This is a genomic window from Pseudoalteromonas arabiensis (assembly GCF_001550155.1).
Classification (GTDB): domain Bacteria; phylum Pseudomonadota; class Gammaproteobacteria; order Enterobacterales; family Alteromonadaceae; genus Pseudoalteromonas; species Pseudoalteromonas arabiensis.
On the sequence record NZ_LRUF01000011.1, the window covers coordinates 26,812 to 41,594 of the forward strand.

The following is a 14,783-nucleotide window of genomic DNA, read 5'->3' on the forward strand; positions in this document are numbered from 1 at the left end:
AACACTGGTCGGATAAGCTCGTACTTTTCTACTCATAGGTACAGAGCAATGACTTTTACACGGAGACGTTTTTTAAAAGCATCGGCGGCGGGTTTTGGCGCCGCCGTTTTATCTTTCGGTTTAACTGGCTGTAGTCTTAATGACGATGATGATGAAACCACAAAGCAGACCCTTGTCAGCTTTGATCACGGTGTAGCCAGTGGCGACCCGCTCGCTGACAGTCTGATTATTTGGACTCGCATTACCCCGCTTGAAAACGTCACGAGTGTTAACGTAGTTTGGCAAGCCTCAACGGATGCTAACTTCACAACCATAAGCCATGATGGCGAGACACAAGTAAGTGATGCAACCGACTTTACCTTGAAAGTTGATCTGCAAGGTCTCGATGCTAACACTACTTATTATTACCGCTTCATAAGTAATGGTAAAACTTCACCCACGGGGGCAGGTAAAACACTCCCAACCAGCAACATAGAGCAAGTAAAATTTGCCGTTGTCTCTTGCGCTAACTACCCTGCTGGCTACTTCCATGTGTATGGTGAAATCGCAAAACAAACCGATTTAGATGCAGTACTGCACTTAGGTGACTACATCTATGAATATGGCAATACAGGTTATGCCACTGAAGATGCCACCGAACTAGGCCGTTTATTACCTGATGACAATAGCGATGAAATCATTTCTTTAGCGGATTATCGCAAACGTTACGGCCATTATCGTAAAGACGAGAACCTACAAGCTGCACATAGTCATTGTGCATTTATTACTGTTTGGGACGACCACGAAATAGCAAATGATACATGGCACAGTGGCGCTGAAAATCACAACGACGGCGAAGGTGAATTTAGCGAGCGCAAAATGCATGCGCTACAAGCCTACTTTGAATGGATGCCTATCCGTAATGTAGCCGATAAAGAACGTATTTATCGACGCTTTGAGTTTGGTAATTTAGTGTCATTACACATGCTCGATACCCGTGTTTTAGCTCGCGACGAGCAAGTTAATTACGCCGATTTCGATTTAACCAGCAGCCAAGGACAAACTGACTTTGTTACAGCAATCAGCTCTCCAACTCGTGCTCTATTAGGTAATGAGCAACTAACATGGCTAACCGATGGTTTAACGACAGCAACAACACAATGGCAAGTGCTTGGGCAGCAAGTGCTGATGACCAAAATGCATTTGCCATTTGAGGTTTTGCAGTTACTAATGAACATTCAAGTGACTCAAGCAAGCGGTGCTGATCCATCGGCATTACTTGCTCAAGCAAATACGCTATTTAGTGAGCTTGCGCAAATTAAAGGGCGCGTATTAGCTGGCGATCCAACGGTTACGAGTGAGCAGCGAGCACGCGTAGAAACAACAGCACCTTATAATCTTGATGCATGGGATGGCTATGCTTATGAACGTGAGGTAATACTTGGGACAGCAATTGCAGCGCAAAAGAACTTAGTCGTTTTGGCGGGTGATACGCATAACAGTTGGGCAGGACAATTAGTCACTGATGCCGGCAACCCTGTTTCTGCTAACGCCGCAGCCGGTGTTGAGTTTGCAACATCTTCGGTTTCTTCACCGGGCCTTGAGAACTACTTAGCATTAAATACACAATCGAGTGAAGCTGTCGCACAAGTTGAGCAAGTCATTGCATTGCTGGTTAACGACTTAGCTTACAACAACTTAGTTGAACGCGGCTACTTAACCGTCACCTTTACTCAGCAACAAGCGCTTGCCCAGTGGCATTATGTGAGCAGCGTTAAAACAGCCGATTACACACTGCTTAACGAGCGTCAAAAAGCGCTCAGCGTACAAGCTGGTAGCCCTACTTTACAAATGGCCTAGCGCTTTTCATCTAATAGCGTAACTAACATTTGCTCAATGTTTTTTACGCTATAAGTAAGTGAACGTAGCAGTTCTAACTGACTATCTTCTGCTTGATGCTCAGCTTTAGGACTGGTTTGAGATATTTCATCTTTTTGTTTCAAGATTGCTTCGCGAAACGTCTCTGCATTAATCACTCCGAGTAATGATACCAATGCACCTTGCCCTGATTGACCTGCCGTTTCAAAGCTCAGTCGATAAAGGCCAAATTGACGCATCAAAGGACCTTGGCTTAGTGCTACATCGGTTATTTTTTCAAGTGGGATCGACTTTTCTTCTTTAAAAAAGACACCACGCTTCACCACTAATTTACGAGTTAACAAAGTAGCTGACATCGCCGCTAAAATACGCCCTGCCACCAGCCAGATTATTAACGCAACAATGGGAATGAAAGGGATACCTACCATACTAATCACACAGGTAAACATACCCAGTAATAACCAATACTGTTTTACTTTGGGATCAAAACTGGCACTCAATAAACTGCTTTCGGTCATTTCGAATTCCTTATAAAGTGACGACAACGCGAACTGCCAGAGCAATAAAAATCACCCCCAGTAGCTTTTCAAACCAAGGGTTTGCCTTGGTAAAACCAAACCGTTTTTTTGATATTTCGGTTAACAGTGCAACAAGTAGATACCACCCCGTATCGAGCACAAACACCGTTAAGCACATAATCAACCCAACCTGAAACGTGAGGTTTTCTGGGTCAATAAATTGCGAGAACAGCGCTAAAAAGAATACCGCAAGCTTTGGGTTCAAAAAGGCAATGGCAAAGCCATCTTGCAAAGCTGCACGAGGGCTTGGCTTCGCTTTCTCAACATTCAGTGTTTGCGAGCTGGGCCTAGCTAATAAAATACGAATCCCTAAATAGGCAAGATATGCTGCACCGCCATAAACAAGTACTTGATAAAGTGTTGGCAGTTGAGTCATCAATGCCCCTAACCCTAGCAACGAAGCACAGGCATAAAACCCGACCCCGATACCATGGCTAAGTGCTGCTAACATACCGTTTTTCATGCCACCATGCAGACTGTGCTTTAATACCACAGCTAAACTCGGCCCCGGTGACATTGCGCCCATAATGCAAACGGCGACTAGGCTAAGCCATAAAGGTAATGTCATTACAGCTGGTACTCAAAATCGTAATAATGAATCCCCTCTTCGACTCGAATGTGCATTTTCCCTGTTACACCTTCAAGTTCACCGGCCCCCGAGTCAGGCACGACTTCTAAAATCAAACGATCCGCCCCTTTATCCATCGTGCCAAAATGTTGCAAAACAAAACTGCCCTGCTTGCCATTGAGCTTTCCTACAACTTGTTCAATAGCAACATAACCTGCACTGCCTTGAGTTGGTGTCATGGCACTTAACATCTCACCTTGACTCAATGCCTCAAGTGCACCAGAGAATTCTTTATCTATTGACATACGTCCAAGATTCACACCATCTTGACCTGTCGCATAACCACCGATTGGGTTTAATTTAACGGTGAATTCACCACTAACAGTTATTGATTCCATACTAATCCCTTACTTTACTGTTGATTTTTAAAACAAAGATAACCATATCTATACCCTATTCACTTAAAAGAATCTAGCATGGCAAAAACCAAAGAGCAGGCCGCTTTTCGAAGCTTATTACCCATTTTAGCGTTTATAAAGCCTTATAAGTGGGTGGTATTAGCCGCCCTTGCAGCTTTGTTACTCACCGCAGGTGTCAACCTATCGCTTGGTCAAGGCGTTAAATTTGTCATTGATCATGGCTTTATTGCTGGCTCACAAGCCCAGCTCCAACAAGCTGTAATGGTACTCATTGGTTTGATTAGCTTATTAGCTGTTGGCACATTCTGCCGCTTTTATTTAATGTCGTGGATTGGCGAACGAGTCAGTAATGATATTCGTAAAGCGGTGTTCGACCGTATCGTCACTTTGCACCCAAGCTACTTTGAAGAAAATCGTAGCGGTGAGCTAATGTCACGGTTAACGACCGACACAACCTTATTACAATCTATCATCGGCTCCTCTTTTTCAATGGCACTACGCAGTAGCTTAATGCTGATTGGTGGTTTGGCTATGCTGCTTATCACCAACTTAAAGCTAACCCTTGTGGTTGTTGCTTGCGTACCTGTGGTACTACTTCCAATGATGATTTTTGGCCGAAAAGTGAGAAAGCTCGCAAGCTCTAGCCAAGATGCCATTGCCGATATCAGTACTTACGCAGGCGAAATAATCCAGAATATTAAAGTTGTACAAAGCTACAGCCATGAAGAACGTGAAAAAGCGGCCTTTGCTAACGAGACCAATAAAGCCTTTCAGGTGGCTAAAAGCCGCATCAAGCAACGCTCATTTTTAATTGCAGCGGTGATATTCCTCACCTTTACAGCTATTAGTATTATGCTTTGGATTGGTGGCAGTGATGTACTTGCGGGCACGATGACAGGCGGTGAGCTTGGTGCTTTCGTGTTTTATGCCATCATGGTGGCGATGTCTGTAGCAACGGTTGCTGAAGTTTACGGTGAATTACAAAGAGCTGCAGGTGCTGCCGCCCGCTTGCTGGAGCTACTTGCCGTTGAAAGTATGATCCAAAGCCCAGCCAAAAACAGTGATGCACAATTTAATGCGAATAAAGTAAATCACCCTGCAATTCAATTTGAAAATGTGTCTTTCCATTACCCTTCAAGACCAGATAGCGCCGCATTAAATACGCTTAATTTAACCGTAAAACAAGGGCAAACAGTGGCGATTGTCGGCCCATCAGGGGCGGGTAAAACCACACTGTTTGAATTACTACAGCGCTTTTACGATCCAAGTTCTGGGAGTATTTCACTAGCAGGGGTTAATATTAAAGCGCTTTCACTAAATTGCTTGCGTCAGCAAATGGGGATGGTGGCACAAAACCCTATTTTATTTAGTTCAGACGTGATGCATAACATTCGCTATGGCAACCCTGATGCAACCGATGAGCAAGTTTATACGGCGGCAAAATATGCCCATGCCGATGAGTTTATTACTCAATTACCGGATCGTTATCAAAGCTTTTTAGGTGAACAAGGAGTCAGGCTTTCTGGCGGGCAAAAACAACGCATTGTGCTAGCACGGGCAATATTAAAAGATCCTGCCATTCTTTTACTTGATGAAGCCACCAGCGCTCTTGATGCGCAAAGTGAGTTTCATGTACAAGCCGCACTTGAACATTTAATGCAAGATAGAACAACACTGATCATTGCACATCGTTTAGCAACAGTTAAACATGCTGATGTAATAGTGGTAATGGATAAGGGGGAAGTGATTGCGACAGGAACACATCCGCAATTACTAGCTGCTAATCCTTTGTATAAGCAGTTGTGCGAACTACAATTTAATCGTGATTAACAAAGAGGGATTGTCAGGTTTGAAAGGGCAAATCAAACCTGACCACAAGCTCAGGCTTTAAGCCTAACCTTGTGTGTTTGGTACAATTTGAATCTCTACACGACGATTCAGAGCACGACCGTTTGCAGTATCATTACTTGCTACTGGACGTGTTTCACCATAACCTCGTGTACTTATACGGGCAGATAATATCTGCTGATTCACTAGGTAATCTTTAACACTTTGTGCACGTTGTTGAGAAAGCGTCATGTTATAGCTATCACGGCCGGTGCTATCAGTATGACCTTCAACACTTAAGTAAGTTTTTTCGTACTTGTTCATCACTTGAGCAATAGCGTTCAGCGTATTATGAAAGCCCGATGTGATATAAGATTGGTCAGTTGCAAATGTAATATTCGATGGCATGACTAGACGGATATTATCGCCTTCACGAACAACCTCAACGCCAGAGCCTGCCAGCTCATCACGGAAAGCCTCTTCTTGCTTGTCCATGTAATCACCTACAGCCGCACCTGCTAAAGCACCAATTGCTGCACCAATGAAAATACGTTTATCATCATGATCGCCTGTTGCTTTACCTAAAACAGCTCCCGTTGCTGCACCAATAGCTGCGCCTTTACCTGTATTTGTTGTTTCACAACCTGTTAATAAAACAGCGCATACACCTACTGCTAGAACCGATTTGCTAAAAGTCATGTGTCTCTCCATGGCAATTACTAATATTGAATTATTAACAATTATGAACAAATAACGATGAACAAACCATGAAGAATAGGTTAATTGTTCACATTTACTTTTGTGACAGGCGGCAGGTTATAAACCTTAACTAACTCACTCAGCCGGCCATTTTCAACAATTGCATTCAGGTGCTCTTGAAACTGCCGTGCTAATTCAGTGTTAGCAAACTGTTTGCTAAGAGCAAGATGCCCGTAGATTACATCATCAAAACGATAAGGCATTTTAATAATTTGTTTTGTGGGTCGATGTAAAAACACTGACGCATTATCGGCTGTATCTTCGACACCGATGACTAATTCGACACGTCCCTTAAGTAACATCTCGAAGGCATTATTTTCACTAAGCGCTTCCACTTTTAGCAATCGTTTGTCTTGGTCAAAGCGAGGAAAGTGAACAGCACCACGCGTTACAGCTATGCGTTTACCACGTAAATCTTGATATTTATTGACAGTGAATAAGCTGCTAGCACGGGCATAAAACACAAATGAAGACGTCAGCACCATATAAGGAGGTGTTAAAAAGTGCATTGTTTTTTCACGCTTAGCAGTACGGATTAATCCACCTTTAACATCGATTTCATTTTGTTGAAGCATTTTCACACAGCGAGGAAATGGACAAGCAACAAAATCAACTCTAAATGGTAAACTTTTTTGCATGTCGCGCATTATATCAACCACTACACCACTAAATTTTCCATCTTTAGTCGCTATGCTATAAGGGGGCGCGTGATCTAACCCGACCGTTACTTTAGGCAACGGCGAAGCAAAAACAGCCCCTGTACCAAGTAGTAATAGCAGGTAAGTAAAATATTGTCTCAAAGGGCTACTCACACCAAGTTCACTCATTTTTGATAATGAAAGACACGTTAATGTCATAAAAACCACAAAAATGTCATACAATGTTGTCATAATAGAGTGGATTACCTGTATGGCAAAAGCAATGTTACTCATTATATTTAAACAATTTTTATTACTAGGCTGTATGAGTTTTGGTGGCCCTGCAGCTCACCTTGGTTATTTCAAAAGGCATTTTGTTGATAATCTGAACTGGCTAAGCAACGAACGATACGCGCAACTAATTAGTCTAAGCCAAGCTCTACCAGGACCGGGCTCCAGCCAAGTCAGCTTTGCTATTGGGGTCGAAAAAGCAGGATTGCTGGGTGGCCTTAGCGCATTTATTGGCTTTACCCTGCCTTCATTTTTAATTATGTTTTTCCTCGCGTTGAGCGCCCATCAATTTGGCAACCTTTACTTTGCCGTCATTGCGGGTCTTAAACTATTTGCTGTAGTGATTGTCGCCGATGCAACCTACAGTATGGCAGTGAGCTTTTGCAAAACCCACTTACACAAGCTTATCGCGGTGATGAGTACACTTGCGCTAATATTCTTTGCTCAGTTATCAAGCCAAGTTTTTGTGCTTATTGTGGCAGCTGCAATTGGCTGGTTTTACCCGCACATTAAACTCCCCCTCACCAATAATAGTAAAAAAGTGACTATCGCGTGGCTCCCCCTTGGGCTATTCGGCACCTTACTATTACTTAGCTTTTTACCTTTAGGTGAATGGTTTGAAATGTTTGCACCATTTTACCAAACTGGTGCGATGGTATTTGGCGGTGGTCATGTAGTGCTACCCATTTTGCAAGCAGGTGTACCAACTCTTGAGACTGGGCAATTCTTGTCGGCTTATGCTAGTGCACAGGCCATCCCTGGGCCTATGTTTACGATTGCCACATACCTCGGCGCACAAGTTACACCCAACAGCTCATTGGCAGGTGCAATCCTCGCAACACTTTTAATTTTCTTACCTGGTTTTTTATTAATGTTCGCATTTTTGAAAAGCTGGTTGCAGCTTGCTGATAAGCCCCGTTTCGCAGGAAGTATTGCTGCATTAAATGCCGCGGTAGTCGGCTTTTTAGCAGCGGCACTTTACTCGCCGATTTGGCAATCAGCAATACACACTGTGTGGCATATCATCGTTGTGGTAGTTGCGTTTGCTTGGCTTAGACTTGCAAAGCCACCTATTTGGTGGCTATTAGTAGGTTTTATTATGCTGGCGTTGGGGCAGCAATATATCAGCTAGTACTATTATTAACTCGCCGAGCTATTTACCTTAATGCTCGGTTTAATACCGCTCTGATCATTAGCGCTAAATTGTCCCGTGACACTTTGGTATGGGCGCAGTCCAAAAATCGGAATCACTGCTAGCAAATGGTCCATAATTTCAGCTTGTAGATGCTCATAAGAAATCCAACGTTTATCTTCACTAAAGCAATAAAATTCAATCGGTAATCCATGGTTGAGCGGTTGTAACTCACGCACCATCAACGTGAGATCACGGTTTATCTTTTCATGCTGTTTTAAATAGCCTTCAGCATAACGACGAAACAAACCAAGATTTGTAACAGGCTCAGGTAAACTAGAAACACGAATATAATCATGCAATGGAATCGCACTGTCGATTTGCTCGCGAAATGCTTCATCAACTAAGCGAATACTATTCATATCAATGTTCAAAGAACGTTTGATGCGACGCCCACCAGACTCCTGCATTCCTCGCCAGTTTTTGAATGAGCCAGCAACAAGCATGTAAGTCGGGATCGTTGTAATTGTGTTATCCCAGTTACGAACTTTCACCGTATTTAAGCCTAGATCAATGACTTCTCCATCCGCACCATAACTGTCAACTTGAATCCAATCACCATAAGTAACTAACCGATTAGCTGCAATTTGAATACTGGCAACAAAACCTAAAATCGTATCTTTAAATACTAACAAGGTCACCGCAGCTATCGCACCAAAGCCAGACAAAATATAGGTCGGTGACTTTTCAAGTAAAATACTGACAATTAAGATTGCACAGATCATAAACGTGATAAGTTTTACCACTTGAATAAGACCTTGAATCGGCACTTCTCTTGCGAAATCAAGCTGGTTGTAAATACCACCAGCAACACTAACAATACTGCTTATGATGAAGCCGCCATAGATGATTAGCACTACTTGCCCTATCGTTTTAAGTATAAGGGCTGCAACATCAGTAACAGGGTATACATTGTCAAACGTAGCTAAAAATAATACACAACATAACGTACCGGCAAAACGGCCATTAAGCTTAGTCAACAAAGGAGCTAGGGCGCCAATACGCTCAGGCGATAAACGCGTCACTGCTTTTTGAATACCAGGAAGCATAAGTTTGCGTGTAAAAACATACACAAACAGTAATGCACAAATGCCAATAGCCGTTGCCGTAAGTGCGCTAAGCAGCTGTGCATCAGGCATATTTTCAAACCAAGGCATGACTAATTTTTGCAGGTTAGTTTGCTTCATGGTGTTTCAACTTCCTCATTCATCGTTGCCATATAGTTGTCTTGTTGCGTTTGATGATAACTTATTAGCTGAGCATCTTTTTGCAACCATAAATCGTTAATATGCTGCTGAAAAGAGGTTCTAAAGTCACGGTCATGCTGATAGTCCCCAATCATCTGTGCAGCAATTGCTTGCACTTGCATATCCACTTTTATCGCATCAAGACGACCACAAATTAAATTGCGGCAGATATGTTCTCCCTCTCCTTGATAAATAATCGATGTATTCAAAAGTGCATCAAATTGCTCTCCCAATACTTCAAGGGCAAAAGCAATTCCGCCAGCTTTTGGTTTGAGTAAATGGGTAAAGGGACTATTTTGTCTATGGTGCTTTTGAGTGGTAAAACGCGTGCCTTCGACAAAGTTAATAATGGTTGTTGGGTGATTTCTAAAATCTCGACAGCTGCGCTTGGTTCTTTCAACGTCAAGACCTTTGAGTTTAGGGTTTTTAGCCAGCTGCGACTTACTTACACGCTTCATAAATGGCATGCCCATGGCCCATGCCCCCGTGCCGATGAAAGGCACGTACTTTAATTCATCTTTTAGAAAAAATTTAGGTGCTGGCAGTGCATCAATCGCACTCAATACAACAATATCAAGCCAGCTCATATGGTTTGAGATAAGTAAGTACCAACCTTTACGATTTAATGAGCCTTGAATATTAACTTCTATACTGGGGCACCCAAGCCATAGTGCAAGACGGTTACCATTACACCAGCCTTTATAAGCTAAATGCAAAGTATGGCTAACCACCTTAAACGGTAAAACCAATTTGAGCACACCTAATAGCAGCACAAGCGTGCCCCATAAAATGACATTGGCAAACAGCACAATACTGACAAGTAGCCCTGTTAGCCAATTAGGTAAAAATTTTTTTAACATATGTGTGCTCTCAATGGCGCAAGTAACTATGATTTTACTTGCGATTCAAATTGCGCTAATTGCTGATTTTTCTGCAACCAGATTTGGTTCAATTCAGCCTGAAAGTTCACCCTAAAGTCTGCATCGTTAGTGTAATCACCAATTAAGTTAGGGCTTACATCCATCACTTCAACACGGACATCAATGCATTTTACGCGACCGCTCGCAAAATCAACAAAGCTCGGGATCCCACCGGGGTAATGTATGGTGACATTGACCACTTTTGAGATTTGCTCCCCCATCGCTTGCATAACAAACGCTACACCACCTGCTTTAGGCTTTAGTAAATACTCAAACGGGCTATTTTGACGTTGATGTTTTTCTGCCGTAAACCGTGTTCCTTCAACAAAATTAACCACGCTTACTGGCATCTCTTTAAACTTTTCACAGGCTTTACGTGTTGTTTCTAGGTCTTTACCACGTAACTTGGGGTTTTTCTTCAATTGACTTTTACTGGTACGGGTCATAAATGGAAAATCGAGTGCCCACCAAGACAGTCCTAAAAAAGGCACATAAATTAATTCTTTTTTTAAGAAAAAATTTAAAAATGGAATACGTCGATTAAAAATGCGTTGCATCACCAAAATATCAACCCAGCTTTGATGGTTTGCAATCACTAAATACCAGTCTTTTGCTTGTAATTGCTCAAGCCCTGTAACGTTAAGCTTGTAAGGGGCAAATATATTTTGATTAACACTGTTACCAGAAACCCAAACTGTCGCACACTGCTTGGCAAGCCAGCTCATTAGTTTTTGCAATGGCTTGATTGGAATCAACTTAATCAGACCACAAATAAAAATCGGCACAAACCAAAAAAGTGTATTGATGGTATAAAAGAAAATACTTAACACACAACGAATAACGGACATTACAACTTATTCCTTTAACGCTTAATCTTCAAAATACGTGTAGCCTGCAAGGCCGGCATTTAGCTCGGACAAATATTGTGCCTTATATTGCTCATCAATTGCCAGTTCACTGACCCTTTTTGCGAAGTTTTCAGCAAGAATTTCGCTATCATAATCAACAAACTTTAATACGTCCTTAACACTATCACCTTTTATTGCATTCGTTAGCTGGTAGCCGCTGTCAGTAAGTTCCACATGAACTGAGTCAGTATCACCAAACAAGTTGTGTAAATCACCTAAAATTTCTTGATATGCCCCCACTAAGAACATCGCAATATGATACTGCTGCCCAGGTTTATATTCAGGGATAGGTAGGCTGCTCTCAATTCCCGTGCCTTCAACATAATTACGGATTTGCCCATCAGAATCACAGGTAATATCTTGAATAATGGCGCGTTGTGTTAATGGCTGATGTAAATTTTCAACAGGCATGACGGGGAATAACTGTTGAATCCCCCACACGTCTGGCAATGATTGAAACAATGAAAAGTTAACAAACAGTTTATCAGCCAACTTTTCATTGAGATCATCGAGCACCTCACGATGCGCACGTGCATTTTCGCTAAGCGAAGCACGAACACGGTGTAAAATAGTAAAATAAAGCTGCTCTAGCTTAGCCCATTCAAGCATGCTCAGTAAGCCGTGCACATATTGGTCGTGAGCTTCACTAAATAAATGCATAGCATCATGATAGATTTCTAAGGCCATACGGGGTGTTAAACGCTGTAAGCATTGCCACATATCTTCAAGCACTAACACACTATTTGTTTCTGGAGGCGCAGGGTTAGCATGATTAGGCGCACGCTCAACGTCAATCACGTCAGTAATCAATACCGCGTGGTGCGCAGTTAACGCACGACCCGACTCTGTTATAATAGCTGGATGTTTTAAGTCATGCTGCTGGCATACTTCAGCAAACGCATTCACAACATTACGTGCATACTCTTCAACACTATAATTCATTGAACATGCGCTACGTGAACCAGAGCCTTCATAGTCAACACCGAGTCCTCCACCAACATCAACGGTATTAAGAGGCACACCGAGTTGTGTTAGCTCAGCAAAGTGGCGGGCACATTCGCGTAACGCTCTATGAATGTCACGGATATTGGCAATTTGTGAACCGATATGAAAGTGCACTAGCTGCATCAGGTGTAATTTATTATGTGACTTTAATAACTCAACAGCCGAAAGCACCTGTCCCGCCGTTAAGCCGAACTTACCTTTTTCACCACCTGTGTTTTGCCACTTTCCTTTACCCACGGAGTTTAAGCGGATACGAATACCAATTGAGGGTTCAATACCTAAATCATCAATTTCAGTTAATAGCGTTGTTAACTCAGAAAGCTTCTCAACAACAATGTGAACTTTATGACCAAGCGCTTGACCTATGCAGGCTAGGCGCAAAAACTCACTGTCTTTGTAACCATTACAAACAATGGTAATGGGGTTTTGCGCAACACCCAAAATCGCCATTAATTCAGGTTTAGAACCTGCTTCTAAACCAACCAAGCCGCTTGGATGAGCCAGAAGTTTAGTTACCACAGAGCGCTGTTGGTTTACTTTAATTGGGTATACACAAGTATAACTACCTTGATAATCTCGTGCATTACGTGCTTTGGTAAATGCACTCGTTAAAGTGCCAACACGATTTTGCAGAATATCGGTAAAACGCACTAGAACAGGTAATGTTAGACCTTGCTTTTTAAATTGTTCAGTCAGTTCAGATAGGGAAATTGCCGCCTTAGCTTGATCGCCATCAGGGTAAGCAACCAGCTCTCCTTGCGCATTAATGTCAAAATAGCCGTCACTCCAATGAGCGACATTATACGTGTTGCGTGCTTTATCTAAACCCCAAGTCATGGCATTGTCTTCTGTAGTTTCTTTAATATAAACGCATATTTTAATACGCTACCCGCCACCACGCTAACAAAAAATACTGATTAAACCAAAGACAAGCCAAATTAAATGATGTTTATTATCTAAGTCCCCCTTATAAAATTCCGAAAGTAATAAACCTATCAGCTGTAGAATGAATAATATTAGGGCGCCGTGAGCTGGCCTTTATCTACATTCAAAACGCCTGTATAGGCTATGGGTGCCAGCTCTGGCTCACTTACGAGTAAAAGCGTGAAAGAATGTTGCTCAGCAACATCTTTCAGTAACTGCCTGATCTCAGGGTGAGCAATAAACACCGGCAAATCGATTACCAATACCGCAGGTTGTATAAGTAGTGCTCTCGCTAATAAAATTCTGGCGACTAAGCTTTGTGGACAACCGCGTCCAAGCTCAGCAACTTGGCTGTCTAGTAAAGATTCATTAAATCCTAATTTTGTAATGAATGTTTCAACCTCTGCACTGCGCTTTTTTCCGGTGCCATATAAAATATTGCTGTAAATTGATCCCTTAAAAAGCTGAGAAAATTCATCAATAACAACTATCAACTGCTGTAAGCGTCTAAAGTCTAGGTTTTCAAACCGTCTTCGACCTAACACTAAAATCCCAGAGACAGGTTCTCGTTGTTGCGCAAGAGCGCGACATAGCATTGACTTACCGACGTGCCCGCAAATTAAAATACGCTCGCCAGCAGCAATCTCAGCATTACACTCTGGCATTGCACTCAAAATACGTAACTGACGTAGTTTTAAATCATAACGTTGAAAACGCTTTAAACGATGCTCCGCACGCTTTGTTGTTAGCGTGCAGCGATCATGAGCTAATTTTAAACGCTTTCGAGCAACATAAAAGTTAACCCAATCGGCCCAGCTTCTAATTAAATAATCGATACTCAATAAACATAGAGATAAAATAAGTACGCGCACTAAACTCGACCACGCCATTATGTTCATATCTTTTGAGTTCAGTACGATTAAAGTGGTAACGGTGAGTGGTGCTAAGCTTCGGCATATTAAAATACCTCCTCGCCAGTACACAAGCTGCCATGCTAAATCACGTCCTCGACGATCAATACGCTTCACTTCTTTACCTTGATTCCTCATCCGAGCAACATTGAGATAACCAAAGCAACGCTCGCTCAAATGCCCACTTAAACGACCACGACTAGTACGAATATTACCCGCGAACCGCAAAGCCCACAGCGTAATGGACGCAATAAAAGCAAACACTATAATCACAGCAAGTAGTACACTAAAAGCCAGTTTTTGATTCTGCATAAACAGCAGCCAGCCAAAAACGATTAGCCCTATTCCTCCCATTTGTCCGTAAGCTAAGCCTCGTCCTGCAAAATGAGCAACACCATTAGCGTCACTAATTAAGCGGTTCATAGCCACGCCAATACGGTTGGGCCCATGTTCTATATCTGCACTCAACATCCGCTGAAAAAGCGCATTACGATATGCTAAAACGAGTTTCTGTCCATTTTGCTCGGCAAGAACACTGAGGCAAAATCTGGCTACAAGATTAACTAAAACGCCCCCCAAAAGTGCTATGGTTAGCGAGAACACCTCGCTTTGCCAAGCATTTGAAAACCAAATTAACTTGTAGCTACTCGCTCCCACACTTAGCAATGCTAATAGAGTGAGGGATATAAGCCGCAACGGCCCAATCCCCGACAAAAATGTAGGAAATCCACTGTTCATA

Annotated in this window: 13 protein-coding genes; 3 read left to right on the plus strand and 10 right to left on the minus strand. The window is 42.4% G+C overall.

Going from position 1 to position 14,783, the window contains the following annotated elements; genetic code table 11:
* Positions 1–48: 48 nt before the first annotated feature.
* Positions 49–1,839, plus strand: a complete 1,791-nt coding sequence (locus PAARA_RS06715; RefSeq protein ID WP_062568295.1) for an alkaline phosphatase D family protein — start codon at positions 49–51, stop codon at positions 1,837–1,839.
* Here PAARA_RS06715 and PAARA_RS06720 read toward each other — a convergent pair.
* Genes PAARA_RS06720 through PAARA_RS06730 form a run of 3 tightly spaced genes read right to left on the minus strand, consistent with a single transcriptional unit; the run spans position 1,836 to position 3,401 of the window.
* Positions 1,836–2,375 (minus strand): PH domain-containing protein, encoded by a 540-nt coding sequence (locus PAARA_RS06720; RefSeq protein WP_062568296.1) that lies wholly within the window; start codon positions 2,373–2,375, stop codon positions 1,836–1,838. The two genes, PAARA_RS06715 and PAARA_RS06720, sit on opposite strands and share 4 nt — an antisense overlap.
* A 10-nt stretch (positions 2,376–2,385) precedes the next feature.
* Positions 2,386–3,003 carry a LysE family translocator gene (locus tag PAARA_RS06725; protein WP_062568297.1) on the minus strand — a complete coding sequence of 206 codons (618 nt, stop codon included), beginning with the start codon at positions 3,001–3,003 and terminating at the stop codon, positions 2,386–2,388.
* Positions 3,003–3,401 carry a DUF3224 domain-containing protein gene (locus PAARA_RS06730; protein ID WP_062568298.1) on the minus strand — a complete coding sequence of 133 codons (399 nt, stop codon included), beginning with the start codon at positions 3,399–3,401 and terminating at the stop codon, positions 3,003–3,005. Before PAARA_RS06730 ends, PAARA_RS06725 begins: the two co-directional genes overlap by 1 nt.
* A gap of 78 nt (positions 3,402–3,479) precedes the next feature.
* On the opposite strand from PAARA_RS06730, the gene PAARA_RS06735 reads away from it, so the two are divergent.
* Positions 3,480–5,252, plus strand: a complete 1,773-nt coding sequence (locus PAARA_RS06735; RefSeq protein ID WP_062568299.1) for an ABC transporter transmembrane domain-containing protein — start codon at positions 3,480–3,482, stop codon at positions 5,250–5,252.
* A 63-nt stretch (positions 5,253–5,315) separates the two neighbouring features.
* Here the strand turns inward: PAARA_RS06735 and PAARA_RS06740 are convergent, their stop codons facing one another.
* Together PAARA_RS06740 and PAARA_RS06745 are read right to left on the minus strand one after the other, a co-directional pair.
* Entirely contained in the window at positions 5,316–5,948 is a 633-nt protein-coding gene (locus PAARA_RS06740; protein WP_062568300.1) for a YiaD family glycine zipper/OmpA-like lipoprotein, read from the minus strand.
* 80 nt (positions 5,949–6,028) lie between these two features.
* Positions 6,029–6,865 (minus strand): substrate-binding periplasmic protein, encoded by an 837-nt coding sequence (locus PAARA_RS06745; RefSeq protein ID WP_209438174.1) that lies wholly within the window; start codon positions 6,863–6,865, stop codon positions 6,029–6,031.
* 64 nt (positions 6,866–6,929) lie between these two features.
* Between PAARA_RS06745 and chrA the strand changes: the two genes are divergently transcribed.
* Positions 6,930–8,069 (plus strand): chromate efflux transporter, encoded by a 1,140-nt coding sequence (gene chrA, locus PAARA_RS06750; RefSeq protein ID WP_062568385.1) that lies wholly within the window; start codon positions 6,930–6,932, stop codon positions 8,067–8,069.
* 8 nt (positions 8,070–8,077) lie between these two features.
* Here chrA and PAARA_RS06755 read toward each other — a convergent pair whose 3' ends face one another.
* The 5 genes from PAARA_RS06755 to PAARA_RS06775 form a co-directional block, all read right to left on the minus strand.
* The gene (locus PAARA_RS06755) at positions 8,078–9,316 is read right to left on the minus strand and encodes a mechanosensitive ion channel family protein (RefSeq protein WP_062568302.1); all 1,239 of its coding nucleotides are present in this window, start codon (positions 9,314–9,316) and stop codon (positions 8,078–8,080) included.
* Positions 9,313–10,236: an acetyltransferase gene (locus PAARA_RS06760; protein ID WP_062568303.1), complete on the minus strand. Its 924-nt coding sequence runs from the start codon at positions 10,234–10,236 to the stop codon at positions 9,313–9,315. Before PAARA_RS06760 ends, PAARA_RS06755 begins: the two co-directional genes overlap by 4 nt.
* Before the next feature lie 26 nt (positions 10,237–10,262).
* Complete coding sequence (locus PAARA_RS06765) at positions 10,263–11,144, minus strand: acyltransferase (protein WP_062568304.1); 882 nt, start codon at positions 11,142–11,144, stop codon at positions 10,263–10,265.
* Between the two features lie 21 nt (positions 11,145–11,165).
* A complete protein-coding gene (gene speA, locus PAARA_RS06770) occupies positions 11,166–13,046 on the minus strand; it encodes a biosynthetic arginine decarboxylase (RefSeq protein WP_062568305.1) in 1,881 nt (626 codons plus the stop codon).
* Positions 13,047–13,225: 179 nt separating this feature from the next.
* Positions 13,226–14,782 carry an ATP-binding cassette domain-containing protein gene (locus PAARA_RS06775; protein WP_083515277.1) on the minus strand — a complete coding sequence of 519 codons (1,557 nt, stop codon included), beginning with the start codon at positions 14,780–14,782 and terminating at the stop codon, positions 13,226–13,228.
* Position 14,783: the final 1 nt, after the last annotated feature.

Coding starts and splice junctions, on each gene's coding strand:
- PAARA_RS06715 (WP_062568295.1), top strand. CDS start 49: ATGACTTTTACACGGAGACGTTTTTTAAAAGCATCGGCGGCGGGTTTT.
- PAARA_RS06720 (WP_062568296.1), bottom strand. CDS start 2,375: ATGACCGAAAGCAGTTTATTGAGTGCCAGTTTTGATCCCAAAGTAAAA.
- PAARA_RS06725 (WP_062568297.1), bottom strand. CDS start 3,003: ATGACATTACCTTTATGGCTTAGCCTAGTCGCCGTTTGCATTATGGGC.
- PAARA_RS06730 (WP_062568298.1), bottom strand. CDS start 3,401: ATGGAATCAATAACTGTTAGTGGTGAATTCACCGTTAAATTAAACCCA.
- PAARA_RS06735 (WP_062568299.1), top strand. CDS start 3,480: ATGGCAAAAACCAAAGAGCAGGCCGCTTTTCGAAGCTTATTACCCATT.
- PAARA_RS06740 (WP_062568300.1), bottom strand. CDS start 5,948: ATGACTTTTAGCAAATCGGTTCTAGCAGTAGGTGTATGCGCTGTTTTA.
- PAARA_RS06745 (WP_209438174.1), bottom strand. CDS start 6,865: ATGACATTAACGTGTCTTTCATTATCAAAAATGAGTGAACTTGGTGTG.
- chrA (WP_062568385.1), top strand. CDS start 6,930: ATGTTACTCATTATATTTAAACAATTTTTATTACTAGGCTGTATGAGT.
- PAARA_RS06755 (WP_062568302.1), bottom strand. CDS start 9,316: ATGAAGCAAACTAACCTGCAAAAATTAGTCATGCCTTGGTTTGAAAAT.
- PAARA_RS06760 (WP_062568303.1), bottom strand. CDS start 10,236: ATGTTAAAAAAATTTTTACCTAATTGGCTAACAGGGCTACTTGTCAGT.
- PAARA_RS06765 (WP_062568304.1), bottom strand. CDS start 11,144: ATGTCCGTTATTCGTTGTGTGTTAAGTATTTTCTTTTATACCATCAAT.
- speA (WP_062568305.1), bottom strand. CDS start 13,046: ATGACTTGGGGTTTAGATAAAGCACGCAACACGTATAATGTCGCTCAT.
- PAARA_RS06775 (WP_083515277.1), bottom strand. CDS start 14,782: ATGAACAGTGGATTTCCTACATTTTTGTCGGGGATTGGGCCGTTGCGG.